We start from the raw sequence: 21,234 nt of genomic DNA on the forward strand, positions 1-21,234 counted from the left end.
TTTGGCGGAAGTATATATATCCCCGCCGTTTTATTATCGTACCAGGGCCGTATTTAATATTTCATTGGCTTCTTCGGCTTCCGATTCGGGGACCAGGAGTTCGTACCCCGCCAGGTCTTCCATCTGGCAGGAGCCAATGGGCCGCAAGTTTACCATGATACCCTCCCTGGTCAAAATCTCTTTCAAGCGCAAGGCCTGTTTCCGGTTGGACGCAATGTAGATCACCGTCCACATACCGCTCACTCCCCCGCTTCTAAACTCCCGTATTTGGTGAGCACCAGCGCCCGGCCGCGGATTTTCATAGCAGAGGTATGCTCGGTAAACTGGGCAATCATGATTTCTCCTTTATCTAGTTTTTCGGAGTGATGGAATTTGGTATCCTTGCCCCGCGTCAAGCCAATGATGGTTACTCCGTTCTCCAGGGCTTTAATGGCAATAAAATCGGCAGCGGTCACATTGTCCCTAACCTCCATTTATAACCTCCACCTCCTTTTACAAAAATCCGTAACGTTGTAATAAGGCCCGCTCCACTTCCGGCGGTACCAGGCCGCGGATGCACCCCCCCAGGGAGGCTGCCTGGCGAATAATGCTTGAACTGATGAAGGAGTACTCGGTAGCCGTCATTAAAAAAACAGTCTCCAGGTCGCCGGCCAGTTTTTTATTCATGATGGACATCTGGAACTCATATTCAAAGTCGGAAACAGCCCTCAGGCCCCTGACGATGGCCACGGCCCCTTCCTGGTGGGCAAAATCAACCAGCAGCCCGGAGAAGGCTTTGACCGTAACCGCAGGCCAATCTCTGGTAACAGCTTTTATTAATTTTACCCTTTCCTCAAGGGAAAACAGGGTTTCTTTATAATTATCAGCAGCAACGCCTACAATCACCCGGTCAAAGATCCCGATGGCCCGCCGGATGATATCCAGGTGCCCGTTGGTGATAGGATCAAAGGTACCTGGATATACAGCCACCCTCAACGGCTATCACCCCCTTTTCTCCTTATTTTTAGCTAATTCCACTCCTCCATTGATATTCCTGCTAAAGAGACTTTAATTTATCAATTTTTCCGGTACTAATTTAACTTTATCTTGCCCACCTAACAGGCGGGCCAAACTTGCCAGCAGGGCCGGAACCGGTTCAACCCACAGCCGGCGGTGAAGAATAAAAGTCCGCCCCTCGCTGCTCAAGTGCAGGTACACCGGGCAGTCACCTGGAAAGGCCGTCAAAATATCCTGCAGGGCTTCCCTCTGATCTTTGTCCGTCAACTTCAGGTACAAACGCCGGCCGGACCTGCGCTCCCCCGCCTTCCCGCTGCCGGTATGGGCAGGCGGCGCTGCCACTGTCTCCTGGCCGCATGCCCGCTCCCGGCCCACTGCTCCGGCCGGCGACGTCTCGACCGGAAGACCGCCGGCCGGTGTTCCCGCCTCGCCGGGGCCTACCCTTACCGGTTTAACCTGGTCGGCCAGGACCTGGACCCCTTCCTCCTGTTTATCAGTATGGCCATAAATAATAACCGCCCGGTCGGGGGCGAGCCATGTGCGGCTCTGGTTGTAGACACGGGGGAAAAGGACGACTTCCCCCTGGCCGCTGAAATCCTCCAGGGTGAGGACGGCCATGGGTTCACCCTTGCGGGTCACCAGGCGACGCAAACCGCTTACCAGACCGCCAAGGACAACCTGGCTGCCGTCGGGTATTTCGGAAAGATCAGCCAGGGTATGGGAAACGATCTGCTGCAGGGTTTCTGCATAGGGCTCCAGGGGGTGACCGCTTAAGTAGAAGCCCAGGAGTTCCTTTTCCATAGCCAGGATGTCGGCACGGGAAAAATCGGACAGATCGGGCAGGGGCGGCTCGTTAACTTCTTCCGGTACCATATCCAGTAAAGAAATCTGGCCGCTGCGGCGTTCCTCCTGGCGCTGGGCCGCCAGCTCAAAACAGGAATCCAGGATAGCCAGCAGTTGCCGCCGGTTGGGGTGCAGGGAGTTGAAGGCGCCGCAACGGATGAGGCTCTCAACCACCCTTTTGTTGGCAAGCCTTGAGTCCACCCGGCGGCAGAAGTCCAGGAGAGAAGTAAAGGGACCACCGGCCTCCCGGGCGGCAATGATGGCTTCCACGGCGGCACGGCCGACATTTTTTACAGCTGCCAGGCCGAAGCGGATGCGCCCGCCGGCGATGGTGAAATCCACACCGGATTCGTTGACATCAGGTGGGAGGACCTTGATCCCCAGACGCTGACATTCGGTGAGATAAGGCCCCATTTTGTCCAGGTGTTCGGCCACACTGGACAGCAGGGCGCCCATCAGTTCCGCCGGATAATGGGCCTTGAGATAGGCCGTTTGGTAAGCCACCAGGGCATAGGCTGCCGAGTGGCTGGCATTAAAACCGTACCCGGCAAAGTATTCCATGAGTTCAAAGATTTTGAGGGCGATCTCCTCAGGAAGGCCTTTTTTGACAGCGCCGGCCAGGAAATGCTCACGCTGGGCCGCCAGGACCTCCGGCTTCTTTTTGCCCATGGCCCGGCGTAAGAGGTCAGCCTGGCCCAGGGTGAAGCCGGCCAGTTCGCTGGCAATACGCATGACCTGCTCCTGGTAAAGAATGACGCCGTAGGTATCCTTCAAGATGGGTTCCAGGGCCGGGTGGAGGTAAGTAATGGGCTTTAGGCCGTGCTTGCGCTCTATAAAATCCTCCACCATGCCGCTACCCAGAGGGCCGGGACGGTATAGGGCTACCAGGGCGACAATATCCTCAAAACGTTCCGGTTTTAATTCCTTTAAGATGGCCCGCATGCCGCTGCTTTCCAGCTGGAAGATGCCGCTGGTTTCTCCACTCGCCAGGAGCCGGTAGGTAGCCTCGTCATCCAGGGGCAGGTTTTCCAGATCCAGGTCGCGGCCGTAGTTCAGCCTGACTGCCCGGCGGGCCCGGTCGATTACCGTCAGGGTGCGAAGACCCAGGAGATCCATTTTTAAAAGGCCCAGTTCTTCCACTACCTGCATGGGAAACTGGGTCGTCACTGCCTCGCCGTTTTTTTGCAGGGGCAGGTAGTGGGTTAGAGGTTCCTGGGTGATAACAACCCCCGCCGCATGGGTTGAGGCATGGCGGGGCATACCCTCCAGGGCCCGGGCCGTATCCAGGAGCTCCCGTACGGCCGCGCTGCTTTCATAGCTTTCCTTTAGTTCTGGCGTTATGGCCAGGGCCCGGTCCAGGGTCATGCCCAGCTCCAGGGGGACCAACCTGGCAATCCGGTCGACTTCGCTCAAGGGCATCCCCAGGACCCGGCCTACATCCCTGACAGCACCCCGGGCGGCCATGGTGCCAAAGGTAATAATTTGGGCCACGTGCTCCCTGCCGTATTTTTCCTGAACATACTGAATAACCTCGTCCCGGCGCTCAAAGCAAAAATCGATATCTATATCGGGCATACTAACCCGCTCCGGGTTGAGAAAGCGCTCAAAGAGGAGGTTATAACGCAGGGGGTCTACGGCGGTTATCCCCAGGCAGTAGGCCACCAGGCTGCCGGCAGCCGAGCCCCTTCCCGGCCCTACCGGGATACCTCGCCGGCGGGCAAAATTGACTATATCCCAGACAATAAGGAAATAGCCCGGGTAACCCATTTGTTCAATAATGGCCAGTTCATAGTCGAGGCGCTGCCGCGCCGTACCGTCATCCCGGGGGTAACGCCTCCTGAAACCCTCATAGCAGAGGCGGCGCAGGTAACTGGCCGTATCCTCCCCATCCGGTACCCGGTAGGCCGGCAGGTGCAGCTGGCCAAAGGTGAAGTCGAAGTTACAACGCTCGGCAATGGCCAGGGTATTGGTCAAAGCAGATGGCACTTCGGTAAAAAGGGCCGCCATTTCTCCAGGGCTTTTTAAATAAAACTGGGTGTTGGGAAAACGGAGGCGGTTGGGATCGTTAAGGGTTTTACCAGTCTGGATACAGAGGAGGATATCATGGACGCGAGCCTGGTCCTGGGAGACATAATGAACATCATTGGTGGCCACCAGGGGTAAACTTAATCTATTCCCCAGTTCGATGAGACGGCGGTTTATCTTACGCTGTTCCGCCAGGCCCTGGTCCTGGAGTTCCAGGTAGAAATTCTCGCGGCCAAAGACCTCCTTTAGCCAGGCAGCAGCTTCATAGGCCTTATCTTCCTGGTCCTTTAAAAGCCAGCCCGGCACCTCGCCGGCCAGGCAGGCACTTAAAGCAATGAGGCCCTGGCTGTGGCGGCTCAAAAGTTCACGGTCCACCCGCGGTTTATAATAAAAGCCCTCCAGGTAGGCGGCCGAAACCAGGGCCGCCAGATTCCGGTAACCGGTAGCATCGGCAGCCAGGAGGACCAGGTGGTACTGGTAGTCGTCCCGGTGGGGCTCCCGGTCATGGCGGGAACGGGGTGCTACATAAACCTCGCAGCCAATAATAGGCTTGATCCCTTCTTCCCGGGCTGCTTTATAGAAGTCCACGGCCCCGTACATGACACCATGGTCCGTCAGGGCCAGGGCGGGCATGCCCATCTCCCTGGCAGCCCTGACCAGATCTTTAATGCGGCCGGCTCCGTCCAGGAGGCTGTATTCACTGTGGACATGGAGGTGGACAAAGGAATTCATGGGGAGTAATTTCTACATCCAGGCCCAGATTCCTCTTACTTTTATCTGGCATAGGCTAGCCCCGACACCCGTATAAATAGGAGCAAGACACCTGGAATACGCGAGCTTCTACCGAACGGCAAAATGGCCGCAGGCCGCTCGTAAAGGCCGGGGAGCGAGCGTAAATAAAGCCGGGCAAAACCGGAGGTATAATCCCAGTGGATGGTTTTTTCCCCAGGTTGCTGCTCATCTTTTTTACCGCCCTGGGAGTCGTGCTGGGGGCCGCAGTAGTCGGCTCCCTGGCGGCCGTCCTTGTCGGACAGCCGCCTTTAAGGACCATGACCCGCCTGGCGCTGGAAATAAAGATCTGGGCCATTGCCGCCGCCATGGGCGGTACTTTCAGCGCCATCGAAATCCTGGGCCAGGGTCTCCTGGAAGGCCAGTTCCGCATCCTGGCCAAACAGCTATTATTTATCATTGTAGCCTTTATCGGCGCCCAGGTAGGTTACTGGCTCATTCAAAACCTGGCCGGAGGTAAGTAATGCGCTACCTGGCCATTTTTATCCTGGGTTTTCTCCTGGGCGCCAGCCTGACCAACCTCCTCCTGGCCCGCCAGCAGGAGCAACTCCACCTGGCCCGGGCGGAACTGGAACAGCGCCTGGCGGCAGCCAGTGAAGAACTGGCCCAATTAAAAGAAAACCTGGACCGGGAAAGCCGCCAGGTGATTGTGGCCATCGAACCGGTGATTACTTTTAGCGGCGACAGGCCACCGGCAGTGGAAGGCCGGGTCGTTACCCAATCCCTTACCCGGGAAATCCAGGACATCCTGGCTCCCCTGAAGGGCCAGGAAGTGCGCCGTTTAAATCCGGCCCTTGTCCCCGCTATGATTGACGGCCGTACCGTCAAGGCGAACGGCCGCCAGTTTAAACTTAAAGTTACCCTGCTCCTGATCAGCGATAAGGTAATTGTCCACGTCCAGGCTCAGGGGCTGCCAGCTTCTTCTTCGTCGTCCTCAGCGGTGTCCCTGATGGCCGGTTGCCCAGCCACTGTGGCCATATAGGCGGAGCCAATCTTCATCTTCGCCAGCAACCCGCCAATTTTGCCGCTTTCCGCCGCACTCAAGGCCCCCCAGCCCTCCTTTTCTATTTTGTCCAGCAGGCCCAGTTCGGCGGCCACTTCCAGTTTTAAAGCCTGGGCTTCCGGATCTTCCCTTTTTTTACTCATATGAATCACCTGCATTCTAAATCGTCTTCCCTACTGCTACTCCCGCCCGTTCCTTCTCTCCCATCTATACGCTTCTTTAAGAAGTTTGCGGGCTGGGACCGGGGCCAGGCGCCTTACAGGCGCTATCTGCAAAGTCAGCCCGATTTCTCTTAAGGCGGAATAGGCCAGCGCCCCCAGAAGTAAGAGTCCGGCGTAACCAACCAGGGGGAAAAGGGTGGCCACCAGGCGGGAAAAGCCGAATTGCGAGGCTACCAGGGCCACAATGCTGGCTCCGATTGCCAGCCAGCGAAAACCGTTTCCTCCCGGCCGCGCTATACGGGCGGTAAAGCCATAGAGGCTGCTGACGGCGGTAGTATAAATCTCTGCCAGCAAGACGGCGCTGTAAACGGCACGTAAAAGAGGGGTGAAACTGCCGGCTATATGCAGCATGGGCACTTCCAGGGCCGTTACTGCCGGGGCGGTAGTTATCAGCGCCAGGGTAATGGCCATGGCCCCCAGCCCCAGACCCAGGCCGCCCAGGGTCGCTCCCGGCAGGAGATGCTCCGGCCGGCCCAGGGCTCCCAGGGGGGCCAGGACCGCTATAGATAGGATCAGGTTATAGGAAGCATACAACAGGGCCGCCAGAGGCCAGAAGGGCACAGCAGCCCTGGGAACCTGGCTCCAGGAAAGGTTGGCCAGGAGGGCAGGTAGATTTTTAGTTACCGTTAGTATGCTTATTCCCAAGACAGAGGCTACTAAGACCGGTGCTACCAGGCTAATGGAACCGATTACCTTGTTGATGCCTGCCAGCACGGTGATTAAGGTGATAATCACCATCAAGCTGCTGCCCAATAAACGGGGCAGGTGAAATTCCTGGCTGAAAATGGCCCCGGCACCGGCTGCCATGACGGCCAGGGCGCCAAAAAGGAAGAAAGTCGTAATAATATCTACCGCCCGGCCTATCCAGGGGCCGGCGGCCCGGTGCATCACCTCCAGGTGGGATTCGGCTGCCAGTTGATGTCCCAGGCGCAGGACGGTATAGCCAAAAAAGATAAACAGGGCCGTGGCCAGGATAAGGCCGAATACCCCCCGCAGTCCGAAGTAGCCAAAAAACTGCAGCACCTCCTGGCCGGAGGCAAAGCCGGCCCCTACAACGGTGCCGATATAGGTTGCGGCGATCTGCCAGGTCGAATACTGTTTAGCCATGGTAAGTTTATTATGCTTTAACCGGGCCGCGAATAAACCTTTTACCCTGGTATTTTTTTTGATGAAAAGGTTGACAGGAATAGGCACAAAATATATAATGGAACCGTAAACATTAACAGTAACCATTACTATTATCGAAGGAGGAAATTGGTAATGGCAGAACTGGTCAATGAAGTCAAACTGGGTGTAACCAAGGGCACGGTAGTCGAGGACGCCGTCGAGGCCAATTTCAAAGGGGAAACCATGGAGGTTGGCCTGTATCTAGCCATGGCCCGCCAGGCCATGCGGGAAGGTTATCCCGAAGTGGCCCTGGCCCTGGAGAAAATCGCCTGGGAAGAAGCCGAGCACGCCGCCCACTTTGCCGAGCTGAACGGCAAGATCAGCGCCAGCACCAAGGAGAACCTGGAAAAGATGCTGGCCGGCGAACTGGGAGCCAACAAAGGCAAGCGCGAAGCCGCTGTCAAGGCCAAGGAAAACAACATCGACCATGCCCACGACTTCTTTGACGAGTCCTCCCGGGACGAAGGCCGCCACGCCCTGGCCCTGGAAGGCCTGCTTAACCGCTACTTCAAGTAAATAGGGCTGCATTACTGAAAAGGGCGTACACACTTAAAGCCGGGGAATATTCCCCGGCTTTTTTTGCCTGGATTTGCCGTCCGGTGCTGTCAGGAAGATCCGGCGGGAGGAAAACGTATGCTAGCAATAAGATAGAGGATTGCTGGTATAATCAGCAAGTAAGCAAAGCCCAGGGGTTGGAGGAAGAAAAAAAAACTTTTCACTTCCAGGTTGTTCCCTGGATGTCGGGCCAGGAAAAAGACCAGGGGCAACTGGTAAAAGGCCAGCAGGCGGTAATCGTTTAAATTGACCAGGCGCCCGGCCAGGTAAGCGCTGGCCCAGAGAAGAGACGCGACCGTAGGAAACGCCAGAATAATCCACAGGGAGATAAAAACCAGGCTGATGCGTTCAATAAAGGTGCCGGCAAACTCGGCCAGCTGGGTGACACTTAACCCCGGAATTAAAGCATACTTAAGGAGCTCAATTCCCAGGACACCCTGGCAGGTGGTCAGGACAGTGATTACGACGGCCATAACCACCAGGTAACCCCGGCTGGCAGCCTGCCAGGCTTCCCGGGGTTGCTGCAGGAATGGCACCAGGATTAGAAACAGGCTCATCTCTTCGGCATTGCTGATGCGCCAGAAGGCCAGGCGCAGGACCGGCCAGGGGCCTCTGGGTAATATTGGCAAGAAATTGTCAAAGCGAAAATGGGGCAGCACCAGTAAAAAAAGGATCATAATCAACGGTAAAGTGACTATGATGACAATAATGCAGGCGCGCGCCAGGGGTTCCAGGCCCCGGCTGGCCAGGTAGGCCGCCGTAATAAGTAAAGATAAAAGGATAACTTCGGCCGGCGTACGCGCCAGCAGGGAATTTTTGATTACCTCAGTAGTAACCCGCGTAACGTGGGCCGTCAACGCCAGCCAGTAAAAAAGTAAACCTAAACTCAGGGGCCAGGCCACCCAGCGACCGGCAATTTGCCGGCTGAAGCCGAAAAAATCCTGCCGGGGGAACTTCATAGCCAGGCGGGTAAGAATATATATGGCTCCCAGGCTGAAAAAAGTCTCCAGGGGTGAAACCAGCCACATGTCCACCCCCACCTGATCGGCTATATCCCTGGCGCCGGTTAAGGTCCCGACTTCGATCATTGCGGCTACGGTTAAAAAGAAGGCCTCGCTGGTACCAATTCTTTCTTGCGATAGCATTTAGCTCACCATTCCTGTACGCCTGATACTTACCTTTACCTGTACCGTAACCGGCAGGCCGGGGTAAATTTGCCGCCACTGCCCTTTCATTGCTTCCCACTGGCGCGGCCTAACTTTTTCCACCTTGCGGCCAAAGCCCAATACATCAGCCTGGTACTGTTGCTGTAACTTGCCCAGTACCTCCCTGATACGCTCCTCCATTAGTCTGGCGGCCCTGTTTTCCACTTGATGCAGGTCGCCAGCTGCAAACAACCTGGGATTGCCCATTTTTTCAGCTATTTTACCTTCGACATTTATTTTTATAGTAAAACTTAATTTATCTTCTTCCATCAGCGGCCTTACTTGCGCCTGAAGCTTCCCGAATTCTATACTTAAAGTTTGCTGTAACTCCGGCACCGGTACAACCATGATGTCGCAACCTTTAGTTTCCCCGGTTATCCAGAGGGCGGCCTGGGTTTCAGCGGGAGTAAGCCACCCCGCCAGCCGCCCTTCGCGAATTACACCGGCACCGCTGACTTCTAATTTTTGCCCGGGAACCATCTTTACCCTTGAAAGTAAGATATCCTGCCCGGCGTCCATGGCGGCCAGCACTTCAGCCAATGAATGCTTAACAAAACGGGAAGTCTTAATAACTTGCTGCATCTGTTCATTTAAAAACATGCTGACACTGCGGGCAAATTCGGGACGGCCTTCCATAATATTGCCGGCAGGCCCCTCCGCCAGCAGGACATTAATAGCCAGATAGCTTTCCCGGTTGCGGGCCCACCAATCTAATACCGACTTTAAATCACCCCGGCGGGCCAGTTCTTCGCCCATGAGAAGTATTTTCTGGTGACCGAAGAAAAGGGTCCGCTCCGACAGGGTAGCCGCCTTATTTATAGCCTCGGCAAAGGTAGTTCCCGTCAAAGTCAGACGCCAGGTCGGCATGGTATTCCCTTCTTGACCTTCGCCGCCGCCACCACCGCCCCCGCCCCTGGCAACCATACGGCGCAAGATAGGCATTTCCAGGGTGATTTGCCATGGTTCCGCCGCCCGCCTATCGCCGGCAGCAGCCAGGTCAACTGCCGCCCCTAGCACCAGGGCCCGGCGTTCCAGGTCTTTGTTGTCCCAGCAGCCGGCGGTAATTATTGTCAATAATGATAAAAGAAAAACGGCCCGGTACAGGTTCCTCCGGTTCATCGCTTTTTATTACCCCTACCTATGCGCCTGGCTTCCATAGGCCTGAGATAAACCGGGCGGAGGCGTTCCCTGAAAAGGGCGGCCCGGTAAATACTATCTTTAAGATCCGCCGCTGTCCAGGGTGCCCAGGGTTTGAGATAAGGAACGCCGAAGCTTTTTAAAGAAACCATGTGAGTAAGGATTAGCATTAACCCTAAAATAACACCATAAATGCCAAAAACAGCCGCCATGATCATTAAAAAGAAACGCAAGATCCGTAAGGAGATGGCGGCGTCATAACTGGGAACCACAAACCCGGCTATAGCTGTCAGCGCCACAACAATTACCATGGCCGAGCTGACAATACCCGCCTGGACCGCCGCCTGGCCCAGGATAAGCGCCCCAACAACACCCAGGGTTTCCCCCAGCGGACCCGGCAGGCGAATACCCGCTTCCCGCAACAGCTCCAGGACGCTTTCCATGATAAAGGCCTCGATAATAGTTGGAAAAGGTAGACCTTCACGACCGGCGCCGATGGAAATGGCCAGAGAGGTAGGGATCATTTCCGGCGTAAAGGATACCATGGCAATGTAGAAAGATGGTAGCAGCAGGGCCAGGATAGAGCCGACAAAACGCAAGGTGCGAATCAGGACGGCAATAAACCAGCGGTGGTAGTGGTCTTCCGGGCTATGCATTAAGGAGTTGAAAGTCGCCGGTACAATCAGGAAAAGGTGTATTATCGGTTAGAATAACTACCCGCCCTTCCAGGAGGGCGGCGGCAGCTTCATCGGGCCTTTCGGTGTTCTGGATCTGGGCAAAGGGGGAATACCATTTATCCTCGATAAACTGCTCGATATAGCCGCTTTCCAGGATACCATCGATATCGATTTTGTTGAGGCGTTGCTCCACTTCAGAGATCAACTCGGGGTCAGCTACTCCTTCAATGTACATTAAGCCAACTGTCGTCTGACTGCGCCGACCCAAAAAGTAGGTTTTTAATTTAAGTTGGGGGTCCCGGAGGCGTCGCCGCAAGAGGGCCGTATTGATCCGCAGGCACTCAGAAAAACCTTCACGAGAACCCCTGATTAAAGCTTCGGTAGGCGGCTCTTCCACCCCCCGGTGTTCCCACCCATAAACCTCAATAGCCAGGGCCCGGTTGATACCATCCAGGAAAAATAAAGCAAAGCCGCTCAGGATACAGCGTGCCGCTTCCCGGAATTCAAGGATTTCCCGGACATTGGCTACAGTCAAAAGGGAGTCCCTGACCTGGCGGTAAAGTTCATAAGGTGCCCCCGTCAACACCGGCATCGCCCGGGGCCCTTCCAGGAGGATTGACTTCATAATCTGATCATTGACCAGATCATTGTTTACCAGCCCGTCGACATAAACAAGAGCCGCCTGATGCCCCATAACCCCGCCAATTCGCATCCGCCTGAAGACAACATCCTGGCAGGCGGTGAAAATGGCCTGTAACATTTCTAGATTAACCGCCAGGCTGTATTGCAACGGCAGTGCCGCCGCCTGCCCTTCATCGACCAGGGGAACGGCCTTATTCCTATGTCCCACGTAACGCCAGGATTTATTAGCCATCAGGATTTCTTCTCCTTTAAATGCTATCTTTATCTTGCCTGGAAAAACAGTAAAATATAACCTGGAAAGCTCAGCGATACCTGTTTTAGAAAGTTAAAGAAAAGTTATAGCAAACTACAAAGAAGCCATATGGATATTTTCCAGCGTAAAGAAAAAAGCTACATTGACTTCACCCGGTTTTTGGGTTATAATAGGTTTTGCTGTCGGGATGTAGCTCAGCTTGGCTTAGAGCGCACGGTTCGGGACCGTGAGGTCGCTGGTTCGAATCCAGTCATCCCGACCATTGTTTTTGAAAGATAAAAGGCCTATCTCATCAAGAGATGGGCCTTTTATTTTTAGGTCATCACTATTTGAGGCGGCCGACATAGGATATATTGAAACCAATCAAGGAGGGGAAGTTACATGGGCGGCCTCACCCTGGATAGACGTTTTGCTTTCATCCTTTTCCTGATCCTCATCCTGCTGTTCTTCGGTGACAATTAAACAATTAAAAGCGATAAATTTTAGTCCGGGGCCGGGTCAACCCGGCCCTTTTGTTACACCAGGCCGGGGAAAGCAAGCTGGCGCAGGGCTTCGTAGAGGACCAGGGCAACGGTATTGGCCAGATTGAGGGAGCGAAGCCCCGGGCGCATGGGGATACGCAAAACCCTCTCCCCTGCCGGCTCCAGGATGGAAGCCGGCAGGCCCCGGGTTTCGGGGCCAAAAACGAGAAAGTCCCCCGAACGATAATTGACATCCGTATAATAGCGATGACCCCTGGTCGACAGGTAGTAACAGGTGGCCTGCGGGTAGGTTTCCTGAAAAGACTGCCAGCTGTTGTGTTCATGGATAGTGACTTTCTCCCAGTAATCCAGACCGGCGCGCTTCAAGTGCTTCTCATCCAGGCGAAAACCCAGAGGATGGATTAAGTGCAAAACCGTCCCCGTAGCCGCGCAGGTACGGGCAATATTGCCGGTATTCTGGGGAATCTCCGGCTGATAGAGGACAACGTGCAGCGGCAAGGTAACCCAATCTCCTTTGTAAATGTCTTTCATGCTTCACGGGCGGTATCCAGCCCGAGTGGAGAGATTTTCTTAAACTATAGTAACTCCGTATGATAATCCACCAGCTCAATATCCCCTTGCGCCTCCAAAAAGTCCAGGATCGCGGCCATGACCTGGTCGGCATGGCTGCCGGCGGTGCTGACGCAGGCAATGCCCACCTCGGCTTCCTGGTGGCTGTCGTGACGCCCTACTTCAGCGGCGGCGACGTTAAAGCGGTTATGCAAACGTGTGAGTAAACTCTTTAATACCCGCCGTTTATCCTTTAAACTCCTGGCTCCGGCAATACGCAAGGTTGCCTGGCTTACCCCAATTACCATCAGGGTTCATCCCCTTCCCCGGGTTCACATTCCGGCCTGCTTCTGTTATATTATAATGGATTATAGCCTTTGGGAGAGGAGGAAATACCGTGGGCCAGAATTTAGCCCAGAAAATAATCAGCCAGCACCTGGTGGCCGGCAGGATGGTGCCGGGGGAGGAAGTCGCCATCCGCATCGACCAGACCCTGACCCAGGATGCCACCGGCACCATGGCCTACCTGCAGCTGGAAGCCATGGGCATCCCCCGGGTGCGGACCAAACTTTCTGTCAGCTATGTCGACCATAATACCCTCCAGACCGGCTTTGAAAACGCCGATGACCACCTTTTCCTGCAGAGCATAGCCGCTAAATACGGCATTATCTTTTCCCGCCCCGGTAACGGCATCTGCCATCAGGTTCACCTGGAGCGCTTTGCCGTGCCGGGGACAACCCTCCTGGGCTCCGACAGCCATACCCCCACTGCCGGCGGGGTGGGCGCCCTGGCTATAGGTGCCGGCGGCCTGGATGTCGCCGTTGCCATGGCCGGGGGACCTTTTTATTTTAACATGCCGGCCGTGATCCGTGTCAATTTACACGGCCGTTTGTCCCCCTGGGTCAGCGCCAAGGATATTATCCTGGAGGTTTTGCGTCGCCTGACGGTCAAAGGCGGGGTAGGTAAAATTATCGAATACGGCGGTGATGGGGTCGCCACCCTTTCCGTACCGGAACGCGCCACCATTACCAATATGGGCGCCGAACTGGGCGCCACCACCTCCATCTTCCCCAGCGACGAGGTTACCCGGTCCTTCCTGGCCGCCCAGGGACGGGCTGGTGACTGGGTGGAATTGCTGCCGGATCCCGATGCTACTTACGAGCAGGTCATTGATATCGACCTGGGAAGCCTGGAACCCCTGGTGGCCAGGCCCCACATGCCGGATAACGTGGCCACCGTCCGGGAAGTTGGCCCCATTAAAGTCAACCAGGTGGCTATCGGCAGCTGCACCAATTCTTCTTATACCGATCTCATGCGCGTGGCGGCCATCCTTAAAGGCAAGCGCGTCCACCCGGATGTCAGCCTGGTCATTGCCCCCGGTTCCCGCCAGGTCTTGCGTATGCTGGCGCAGAACGGCGCCCTGGCCGACCTGGTCACGGCAGGTGCGCGGATCCTCGAGTGCGCCTGCGGCCCCTGCATTGGTATGGGACAGGCCCCTCCTTCGGGCGGCGTTTCGGTGCGTACCTTCAACCGCAACTTCCAGGGTCGCAGCGGTACCGCTGACGCATTAGTATACCTGGCCAGCCCGGAGGTTGCTGCCGCGACGGCTATCAACGGCTACTTAAGCGATCCCCGGGAACTGGGCGATCCCATCAATATAACTTTACCGGCGAGCTTCCCCGTCGACGACGGCATGTTTATCTTCCCGCCGGAGGATGGTGCGCAGGTGGAGATCCGGCGCGGGCCCAACATCAAACCGCTGCCCTTACCCCAGCCGCCGGACCCGGTGATCGAAGCGCCGGTAATCTTAAAGACGGGCGATAATATTACCACTGACCATATTTCACCGGCCGGGGCCAAATACCTGCCCCTGCGTTCCAATATTCCCGCCCTGGCCGAGCACGCTTTCGAAGGGGTGGACCCCACCTTTGCCCGGCGGGCCAGGGAAGCCGGGCGGGGAATTATTCTCGGCGGGCAAAACTACGGCCAGGGTTCCAGCCGCGAGCATGCCGCCCTCTGCCCCATGTTCCTGGGCATCAAGGCCGTCATCGCCAAATCCTTTGCCCGGATCCACCGCAGTAACCTGGTGAATTTCGGCATCCTTCCCCTAACCTTTGCCGACCCGGCCGATTATGACCGCATTGAAGCGGGTGATAAGCTGATCATTGATTTGCACGCCGGCCTGGAGCAGGATGAAATCGCCGTTACCAACGTTACCAGGGGCTTTACCTTTAAAGTACGCCACGGCCTTTCCCCCCGCCAGCAGGCAATCATTCTGGCCGGCGGGCTATTAAATTACACCAGGCAACAGGCAGCGAAGTAAATACCCCGGTGACATTTACCGGTTAACGGGGCTAGACCTGGTAGGATTTTACCAGTCTAGCCTTATTCTTTGTATGAAACTGCGCCTCCATTGCCTGCTGCATCTCCTGGAAAATAATGGCGTAAAATTTAGCATAAAAAGAGAGACCTAACATAAAGGTCCCTCTTTCTTTCAGGCCGGCAACTTATTTGCTGAAAGCTTTATCCGTGGATCAACACTGGCAGGCAGCGGGTGCAGACCCAGGTGCTTTCACCGTGGTGGCGGGCAAAGAGAAGGACGGCCCGGGTTTCATCGGCACCGCAACGCAGGCAACGGGGAGCCGTACCCTTTGCCCTTTTGGCAGCCAGATTCTCTTCGGCCGCAATGGGATCAAAGGCCGGCGCCTCCCGCTCCTCAATAGTCAGGGCCCCGGTGGGACATACGTTCAGGCAAACGCCGGCACCATCACACAGTTCCTCCCGCAGAACCCTGGCCTTACCGTCAATAATCTCAATGGCCCCCTCGGCGCAGGGCGATACGCACAGGCCGCAGCCGGTGCATTTCTCTTCGTCAATACGGACAATCTTGCGTTTCATAAGATCACCTTCTTGGGAGACTTAGATTTTTATCAAGCTGCTTTGCTTACCTATATTTTATCTCCTTTAAGCAAAGCTCATTGTGATGCCTTACCCAGGCTCTTGTGATCCGCATCACTACAGTAACTACTAACTACACACTGCCGGCACTCGGGACGCCTGGCCCTGCAGACCGCCCGGCCGTGGTGGATTAGCAAGTGGTGGGCTTCACCGCGGGTACCGGGGGGCAGAATAGCCATAAGCTGCTTTTCTGTTTCCAGGACATCACCGGCACGTGCCAGACCCAGGCGGTTGGCCACCCGGAAGACATGGGTGTCGACGGCGATGACATCCCGGCCAAAGGCGTTGCTCAGAACCACATTGGCCACCTTCCGCCCTACCCCGGGGAGGCGCAGGAGGTCTTCCAAATTGTCCGGAACCCGGCCGCCATACTCCCTGACCAGAATCCGGCAGGCAGCCACCAGGTGGGCGGCTTTCATCTGGTACAAGCCCAGGCTTTTAATACAGGCAGCAACCTCTTCCGGATCTGCTGCCGCTAAGGCTGCCGCCGTGGGATAACGCCGGAAAAGCTCCGCTGTCACCCTGTTGACCTGGTCATCGGTGGTCTGGGAAGAAAGGATGGCCGCCACCAGGAGTTCAAAGGCATTGCCGTATTTGAGGCGCGACCGCGCCCCCGGGTAAGCAGCCCGCAAAGCCTGTAAAATTGCCTCTACTTTATCCCTTTGCATAACCATTATCACCTTGACAAAAAATATACAAAATGAAAGGAGGAAGCCTATGTTAAGCGCAGAAGTAAGCCTTTACCCGCAGAAAACAACCCGGGCCAGTGAAATTATCAACGATTCTATCCAGTCTCTGGCGCAGCAAGGCGTCAATTACAAAGTTGGTCCCATTAGCACCGCAATCCACGGCTCGGAAGAACAGGTCTGGACCGGTCTCCGTTCCCTTTTCGAGCGAGCCAGTTCGGTCGGCGAAGTCAGCATGGTCGTTACCCTTTCCAATGCGGCCAGCGAAGATTAACATAGCTTCCGGAATCAAAAAGCCGGTGTATATCATATACAGCCGGCTTTTTGATATTCTCAGCAGGGTCATTGCTATTTACTGACAGGCCCGGCCTCCAGGATACTGGCCGGTACGTCCTTGAATTTGGCAAAGTTCTCTTTAAAGAGGCCGGCCAGCTTGCCCGCCATGGCATCATATCTTTCCGGTTGCGCCCAGGTATTACGTGGATTGAGGATTTCCGCCGGAACTCCGGGGCAGGCTTTAGGTACCAGGAAGCCGAAGACCGGGTCGCGGGTAAATTCCACCTCATCCAGCTCACCGTTTAAAGCCGCCCGGACCATGGCGCGGGTATAGGGCAGGCTCATGCGCCGGCCGATACCGTAGGGTCCTCCTGTCCAGCCGGTATTGACCAGGTAAACGCTGGCGTTATGCCTGGCTATCCTTTCCCCCAGGAGGTTGGCGTAAACCATGGGCGACCGGGGCAGGAAGGGCGCCCCGAAACAGGTGGAGAAGGTGGCCTGGGGGTCGGTAATCCCCCGCTCGGTGCCAGCCAGCTTGCTGGTATAACCGGACAGGAAATGGTACATGGCCTGTTCCCGGGTGAGTTTGGCTATGGGCGGCATAACACCAAAGGCATCGGCGGTGAGGAAAACTACCGTCCGGGGATGGCCGCCCACCCCCGGGATGACGGCGTTGGGGATGAAATCTACCGGGTAGGCGGCACGGGTGTTTTCCGTCAGGGCGTCGCTGTCATAGTCAATGGTCCGGCTTTCGGCGTCAACAACAACATTCTCCAGGACGCTGCCGAAACGGATGGCATTCCAGATCTGGGGTTCATGCTCGGCGGAGAGCTTGATGCACTTGGCATAGCAACCGCCTTCAAAGTTAAATATGCCCCTGTCCGACCACCCGTGCTCATCGTCGCCAATAAGGAAGCGTTCCGGATCGGCCGACAGAGTAGTCTTACCGGTGCCGGAAAGGCCGAAGAACAGGGCTGTATCGCCTGCCGGGCCCATATTGGCCGAGCAGTGCATGGGGCAAACTCCGTGCTCCGGCAGCAAATAGTTCATGACAGTAAAGATGGATTTTTTCATCTCACCGGCATAGGAGGTACCGCCGATGATCACCAGCCGCCGGTCAAAGTTTAAAATAATAAAGGCTTCGGAACGGGTACCGTCTTTCTCCGGAATGGCCTTGAAGCCCGGGGCGCAGATAACGGTAAACCGGGGCTCATGGCCGGCCAGTTCTTCCGCCGTCGGCCTGATAAAAAGCTGGTGGACAAACAGGTTCTGCCAGGCATACTCATTGACAATCCTGATAGGCATGCGGTAGGCAGGATCGGCCCCGACAAAGCCGTCAAAAACGAAGAGATCCTTTCCCTGGAGGTAGGCGGTCAGGCGACTGTAGAGGCGTTCAAAGGTCGCCTCGCTCACCGGCTGGTTGACGCCACCCCAGCTGATGCTGTCGTGAACGGCGGGAGTGTCCACGATAAACCTGTCGTTAGGGGAACGGCCGGTATACTTGCCTGTATTCACGCTTAATGCCCCGCTGGGAGCCAGGATGCCCTCTCCCCGCGCCAGGGCTATTTCAACCAGCCGGGCCACCGGCAGGTTGCGATAAACGGTACCGGGATTAATCAGACCCAAGCCCTCTAAACCGTAAGTACTACCCATAGGCTCTCCCTTCCTTCTCCCTGTTTGATCTTTAGCAATATACCACAGGGGGTGAAGGAAGGTCAACAGAATCGCAAAATGTATACAGTACACCTGTTTGCAGGGACACCCGCAGGAGGTGAGATGGCGCCACGCCCTGGGACTCCGGGAACATAACCAATCAAAAAGGGGGCGCCGCCGCCCCCCTGGAAGAGATTGTAAGGATATTTTAGCGATAAGCAGCGCCCCCGGCCGCCAGGACGCCGTTGCCGGCGACAAAGTAGGCCAGACGCAGGGCTTCCCTGATTTCCTCCTCGCTGGCGCCGAGATCCCGGGCCTGTTTGGCCAGGACGGCTACCCCCTCGCCGGCGCCGTGGGCGGCATCCAGGGCCAGGGTGATGAGGGTCTTGGTCTTGGCGTCCAGGGCGCCTGGAGCCATGGCCGTTTCCGCTACGGCTTTGACGGCCCGGTAAAACTCCGGGTCCCGCTCCGATAGGGCTTCGATAAAGGGTGGTAAGGGCATTTTAATATCGCCTCCATTTATGGGATGGGTTATATGTTCTCCCTGCAGGTACAAAATCCTGCCAGAGTTAAATATAACGTCCGGGCCTTTCCCTCCCCGGTGGCGGCCCGCCATCCGGAGAGCTTCTGATGGCATTACCGTTATTCTCCTGTAATCCCCCCAGGTAAGCTTTAAGGGCCAGGAGCAGGATGCCGGCCTCGGCGGCGTGGTAGGGCCAGGGGTGCCCCCGGGCGATAATATTCTCCTCCAGCCCTTCCACATACTGACGCACCCGCCAGCGGTCTTCCATGAGGGCGGCGGTATAGACTACCAGCGTGGTGATAAAATTCTCCGGCGCCGTCTGCCGGTACCAGTGGGGATAATTACGCAGGAAATTGGCGTACAGGCGCCTGGCGGCCTCTTCCCGGGGCGTGAGGACGCCGGTTATAATGGGAAAGAGCTGCGCCATGGCATCCGGGTACCACTTCTTCCAGTTGGGCCGCCGGCGCAGGCCGGCGCGGTAAATAGCCGGGCAGTAGCCGCCGTTAACCCGCATTTTGGCTTCCAGGGCCTCCTTGACCTTCCCGGCCAGGGCCTCATACCTTTCTGCTTCCCCTGCATTCCCGGCCTCAGCCAGCAGCCAGGCGTAGTCCTTTAACCCCCGGTAGACCTCGCAGTTGTCCATCAGGTACTTCACCCGCCAGTCCGGCCGGGCCATGGTGAGGTTATCCTTTTGTAACGTCGCCAGCATGGCCCCGGCCACCAGTTCCAGCTCCTGCCGGTGGTTCTCCAGCCAGGCCCTGTCGCCGCTGGTCCCGTAATAGAGCCGTACCAGGGTGAGGAAGGTGGCGGCATAAGAATCAGATGAATCGTAGGCGCTGGCCGGAACCTCCGCGCCCCTCTCATCCAGGTAATAATCGTAGACGGTACCCGTGACGCCGTAGCGGTCCGGCCTTTCCAGATGGGCCAGGTACCAGTCCAGGTAGGACCGCACCCGCGAAAGGCTAAAACCCCAGGCCGCCAGGCCGTAAAGGGCCAGGTGAGCAAAGTAGGGGACAATTTTAGGCCGGCCGGGGTAGGAGGTAACCACCGCCCCCCCGGGTAACTGCTGGCTGAGTATCCATTCGGCCTCCCGCCGGACAATTGCTTCCATAAAAAAACACCCCCACCCTATTGTATGGTGAGGGGAGAACCCTGGTCAGGGCCGGGCGTATCCGTTCCGGGTCAAAAAAACCCTGCATCTTGACGTAACATCATTATCTCGCCCTTTTCTTATTAATACCTGGATGGGATAATAATTTTTTAGAGCACAAGTCAAATGCCGGCAAATTTTAGCATCTTCGTCATCAAGACACCCAGGGGCGACCGCCGGGTGCAGAACTACTTCTACCCGGTATCTGAGGCAGGAAACTGTAAGCACTCACCAGCAAGGAAATGACAAGCAGTGCCAGGCCAAAGGGTAAAAGATCAACGGCAACTTCAAATAAGGTGGGCACATAGGGCCAGGAGCCGGCAAATACCGGCGCTCCTGCTTTAAATACGCCTACAGCTATGGGGTAAGGCCAGCCTTCGACCTCCATGCCGGGGAGGGAAAGGCTTAAGGGAAACTGGTTAAAGGCCGGGAACATCAACATCAGCCGGTGGGCAAATACGCCGGTAAAAAGCAGGGCGCATCCCAGCAAGAGGGAACCGGCCGACCGACCGCCTTTCTCGCTGAAGAAGTAAACCATGACCAGGGCCGGCAGGGCGATTTCCACCAGGTAGACCGGGCCATAACGCTTGAAAACCAGGCCCAGGGTGCTTAAGGCTTCGGGGCTGCCCCACCACCAGTGAATTAAGATATCCATGGCTACGAAAAAGAAGTGGACGGCCAGGGCGCTGGCCGCAATCCGGGCCAGGGTATTAAAGGCGTCTGCATACTGGTTAAACCCATCTTTCCCGACCACCAGGATGGCAATCACCAGCACCAGGGCCGTCCCGGAAGCCACCGCCACGGCGATGAAATCCGGAGGTAAAATGGCCGTATACCACCAGCCGCGCGAAGCCTGGGTGGCAAAAATCAAGGCCGTGATGGTGTGAATTAGAATCGCCACCGGGAGCCCCACTATGGCTACCCGCCGGGACCACCTGGCAGCTATGCTTTCTACTTCCTCCTGGGAAAGCTTCCTTGTCCAGCCGTTGAGAAAACCGCGTCCTTCCTTTTTCCAGTCCGGTAAAAGCTGAAAATAAACGCTCAAGAAAGTTAAAACGGTGTAGGCGGAAACAACTATTACGTCCCAGATTAAAGGCGACCGGAAATTGGGGTGCAGCAGCAAGTTGTAAATCCTTTCTACCCGCCCCAGGTCCGGCAGGATGACTGCCGCCGCAGCCATAATGCTGGCAAAGGCGGACAGGGAAGCAATGCGGGTAAAGGGCTTCAACTGCTCAAGATTGAAAAGGTAAACCGAAGAAGAAACGATTAGCCCCCCGGCGGCAATCCCCACAAAGAAGGCGAAGGTGGCAATATACAGGCCCCAGCTAAAGGGATTGCGCATACCGGTCACAATCAGGCCGTTTTTAAGCTGGTAGCCCCAGGCAAATAAACTTACCAGCAAAAGAACCAGGCCCGGGACAAAAGCCACATTTAGTTTCCTCAC

Annotated in this window: 21 protein-coding genes, 1 tRNA gene and 1 pseudogene; 6 read left to right on the plus strand and 17 right to left on the minus strand. The window is 56.2% G+C overall.

All coding sequences use genetic code 11. From position 1 onward, the window contains the following. Positions 1 to 33 precede the first annotated feature (33 nt). From MCACP_RS10335 to MCACP_RS10350, 4 genes are all read right to left on the minus strand, one after another. Entirely contained in the window at positions 34 to 234 is a 201-nt protein-coding gene (locus MCACP_RS10335) for a glutamate decarboxylase (protein ID WP_406676680.1), read from the minus strand. Positions 235 to 239: 5 nt separating this feature from the next. Then, entirely contained in the window at positions 240 to 473 is a 234-nt protein-coding gene (gene mtrB / locus MCACP_RS10340) for a trp RNA-binding attenuation protein MtrB (RefSeq protein ID WP_141262707.1), read from the minus strand. Positions 474 to 492: 19 nt separating this feature from the next. After that, positions 493 to 975, minus strand: coding sequence for a pantetheine-phosphate adenylyltransferase (gene coaD, locus MCACP_RS10345; RefSeq protein ID WP_406676681.1), 483 nt, complete (start codon positions 973 to 975; stop codon positions 493 to 495). A 72-nt stretch (positions 976 to 1,047) separates the two neighbouring features. Next, complete coding sequence (locus MCACP_RS10350) at positions 1,048 to 4,596, minus strand: DNA polymerase III subunit alpha (protein WP_406676682.1); 3,549 nt, start codon at positions 4,594 to 4,596, stop codon at positions 1,048 to 1,050. Positions 4,597 to 4,793: 197 nt separating this feature from the next. Between MCACP_RS10350 and MCACP_RS10355 the strand changes: the two genes are divergently transcribed. Both MCACP_RS10355 and MCACP_RS10360 read left to right on the plus strand, forming a co-directional pair. Beyond that, complete coding sequence (locus tag MCACP_RS10355; RefSeq protein WP_406676683.1) at positions 4,794 to 5,117, plus strand: YtrH family sporulation protein; 324 nt, start codon at positions 4,794 to 4,796, stop codon at positions 5,115 to 5,117. Beyond that, positions 5,117 to 5,635 (plus strand): hypothetical protein, encoded by a 519-nt coding sequence (locus MCACP_RS10360; RefSeq protein WP_406676684.1) that lies wholly within the window; start codon positions 5,117 to 5,119, stop codon positions 5,633 to 5,635. The genes MCACP_RS10355 and MCACP_RS10360 overlap by 1 nt, the downstream gene beginning before the upstream one ends. Here MCACP_RS10360 and MCACP_RS10365 read toward each other — a convergent pair. Continuing rightward, a complete protein-coding gene (locus tag MCACP_RS10365; protein ID WP_406676685.1) occupies positions 5,557 to 5,814 on the minus strand; it encodes a small, acid-soluble spore protein, alpha/beta type in 258 nt (85 codons plus the stop codon). The two genes, MCACP_RS10360 and MCACP_RS10365, sit on opposite strands and share 79 nt — an antisense overlap. Before the next feature lie 21 nt (positions 5,815 to 5,835). Beyond that, complete coding sequence (locus tag MCACP_RS10370) at positions 5,836 to 6,984, minus strand: YkvI family membrane protein (RefSeq protein WP_406676686.1); 1,149 nt, start codon at positions 6,982 to 6,984, stop codon at positions 5,836 to 5,838. Positions 6,985 to 7,137: 153 nt separating this feature from the next. On the opposite strand from MCACP_RS10370, the gene MCACP_RS10375 reads away from it, so the two are divergent. Beyond that, positions 7,138 to 7,560 carry a ferritin-like domain-containing protein gene (locus MCACP_RS10375; RefSeq protein ID WP_406676687.1) on the plus strand — a complete coding sequence of 141 codons (423 nt, stop codon included), beginning with the start codon at positions 7,138 to 7,140 and terminating at the stop codon, positions 7,558 to 7,560. A gap of 89 nt (positions 7,561 to 7,649) precedes the next feature. On the opposite strand, the gene MCACP_RS10380 is transcribed toward MCACP_RS10375, so the two are convergent. The 3 genes and pseudogenes from MCACP_RS10380 to MCACP_RS10390 all read right to left on the minus strand — a co-directional run bounded on the left by MCACP_RS10380 (position 7,650) and on the right by MCACP_RS10390 (position 11,492). Continuing rightward, positions 7,650 to 8,744, minus strand: coding sequence for a GerAB/ArcD/ProY family transporter (locus MCACP_RS10380; protein ID WP_406676688.1), 1,095 nt, complete (start codon positions 8,742 to 8,744; stop codon positions 7,650 to 7,652). After that, the gene (locus MCACP_RS10385; protein WP_406676689.1) at positions 8,745 to 9,923 is read right to left on the minus strand and encodes a Ger(x)C family spore germination protein; all 1,179 of its coding nucleotides are present in this window, start codon (positions 9,921 to 9,923) and stop codon (positions 8,745 to 8,747) included. Continuing rightward, a pseudogene (locus MCACP_RS10390) lies at positions 9,920 to 11,492 on the minus strand (spore germination protein). Before MCACP_RS10390 ends, MCACP_RS10385 begins: the two are co-directional and overlap by 4 nt. 204 nt (positions 11,493 to 11,696) lie before the next feature. Here MCACP_RS10390 and MCACP_RS10395 point away from each other — a divergent pair. Beyond that, a tRNA-Pro gene (locus MCACP_RS10395) sits at positions 11,697 to 11,775 on the plus strand. Between the two features lie 253 nt (positions 11,776 to 12,028). On the opposite strand, the gene trmL is transcribed toward MCACP_RS10395, so the two are convergent. Both trmL and MCACP_RS10405 read right to left on the minus strand, forming a co-directional pair. Continuing rightward, a complete protein-coding gene (trmL, locus tag MCACP_RS10400; protein WP_406676690.1) occupies positions 12,029 to 12,493 on the minus strand; it encodes a tRNA (uridine(34)/cytosine(34)/5-carboxymethylaminomethyluridine(34)-2'-O)-methyltransferase TrmL in 465 nt (154 codons plus the stop codon). Between the two features lie 77 nt (positions 12,494 to 12,570). Next, complete coding sequence (locus tag MCACP_RS10405) at positions 12,571 to 12,852, minus strand: DUF503 domain-containing protein (protein ID WP_141262721.1); 282 nt, start codon at positions 12,850 to 12,852, stop codon at positions 12,571 to 12,573. Positions 12,853 to 12,941: 89 nt separating this feature from the next. On the opposite strand from MCACP_RS10405, the gene MCACP_RS10410 reads away from it, so the two are divergent. Continuing rightward, the gene (locus MCACP_RS10410) at positions 12,942 to 14,867 is read left to right on the plus strand and encodes an aconitate hydratase (protein WP_406676691.1); all 1,926 of its coding nucleotides are present in this window, start codon (positions 12,942 to 12,944) and stop codon (positions 14,865 to 14,867) included. Between the two features lie 200 nt (positions 14,868 to 15,067). Here MCACP_RS10410 and MCACP_RS10415 read toward each other — a convergent pair whose 3' ends face one another. Continuing rightward, the gene (locus MCACP_RS10415; protein ID WP_406676692.1) at positions 15,068 to 15,442 is read right to left on the minus strand and encodes an ATP-binding protein; all 375 of its coding nucleotides are present in this window, start codon (positions 15,440 to 15,442) and stop codon (positions 15,068 to 15,070) included. A 77-nt stretch (positions 15,443 to 15,519) separates the two neighbouring features. After that, on the minus strand, positions 15,520 to 16,170 hold the full coding sequence (gene nth / locus MCACP_RS10420) for an endonuclease III (protein ID WP_406676693.1): 651 nt from the start codon (positions 16,168 to 16,170) through the stop codon (positions 15,520 to 15,522). Between the two features lie 49 nt (positions 16,171 to 16,219). Here nth and MCACP_RS10425 point away from each other — a divergent pair, with 49 nt between their 5' ends. Further along, positions 16,220 to 16,462: a YkoF family thiamine/hydroxymethylpyrimidine-binding protein gene (locus tag MCACP_RS10425; RefSeq protein WP_406676694.1), complete on the plus strand. Its 243-nt coding sequence runs from the start codon at positions 16,220 to 16,222 to the stop codon at positions 16,460 to 16,462. A gap of 74 nt (positions 16,463 to 16,536) precedes the next feature. On the opposite strand, the gene pckA is transcribed toward MCACP_RS10425, so the two are convergent. From pckA to nrfD, 4 genes are all read right to left on the minus strand, one after another. Beyond that, positions 16,537 to 18,117, minus strand: coding sequence for a phosphoenolpyruvate carboxykinase (ATP) (pckA, locus tag MCACP_RS10430; RefSeq protein WP_406676695.1), 1,581 nt, complete (start codon positions 18,115 to 18,117; stop codon positions 16,537 to 16,539). A 208-nt stretch (positions 18,118 to 18,325) separates the two neighbouring features. Next, on the minus strand, positions 18,326 to 18,619 hold the full coding sequence (locus MCACP_RS10435; RefSeq protein ID WP_406676696.1) for a carboxymuconolactone decarboxylase family protein: 294 nt from the start codon (positions 18,617 to 18,619) through the stop codon (positions 18,326 to 18,328). Positions 18,620 to 18,686: 67 nt separating this feature from the next. Continuing rightward, positions 18,687 to 19,751, minus strand: a complete 1,065-nt coding sequence (locus MCACP_RS10440) for a hypothetical protein (protein WP_406676697.1) — start codon at positions 19,749 to 19,751, stop codon at positions 18,687 to 18,689. Positions 19,752 to 19,944: 193 nt separating this feature from the next. Further along, entirely contained in the window at positions 19,945 to 21,234 is a 1,290-nt protein-coding gene (gene nrfD, locus MCACP_RS10445) for an NrfD/PsrC family molybdoenzyme membrane anchor subunit (RefSeq protein WP_406676698.1), read from the minus strand.

Origin of the sequence: Neomoorella carbonis, assembly GCF_045278715.1 — a bacterium.
Taxonomy (GTDB): domain Bacteria; phylum Bacillota; class DSM-521; order Neomoorellales; family Neomoorellaceae; genus Neomoorella; species Neomoorella carbonis.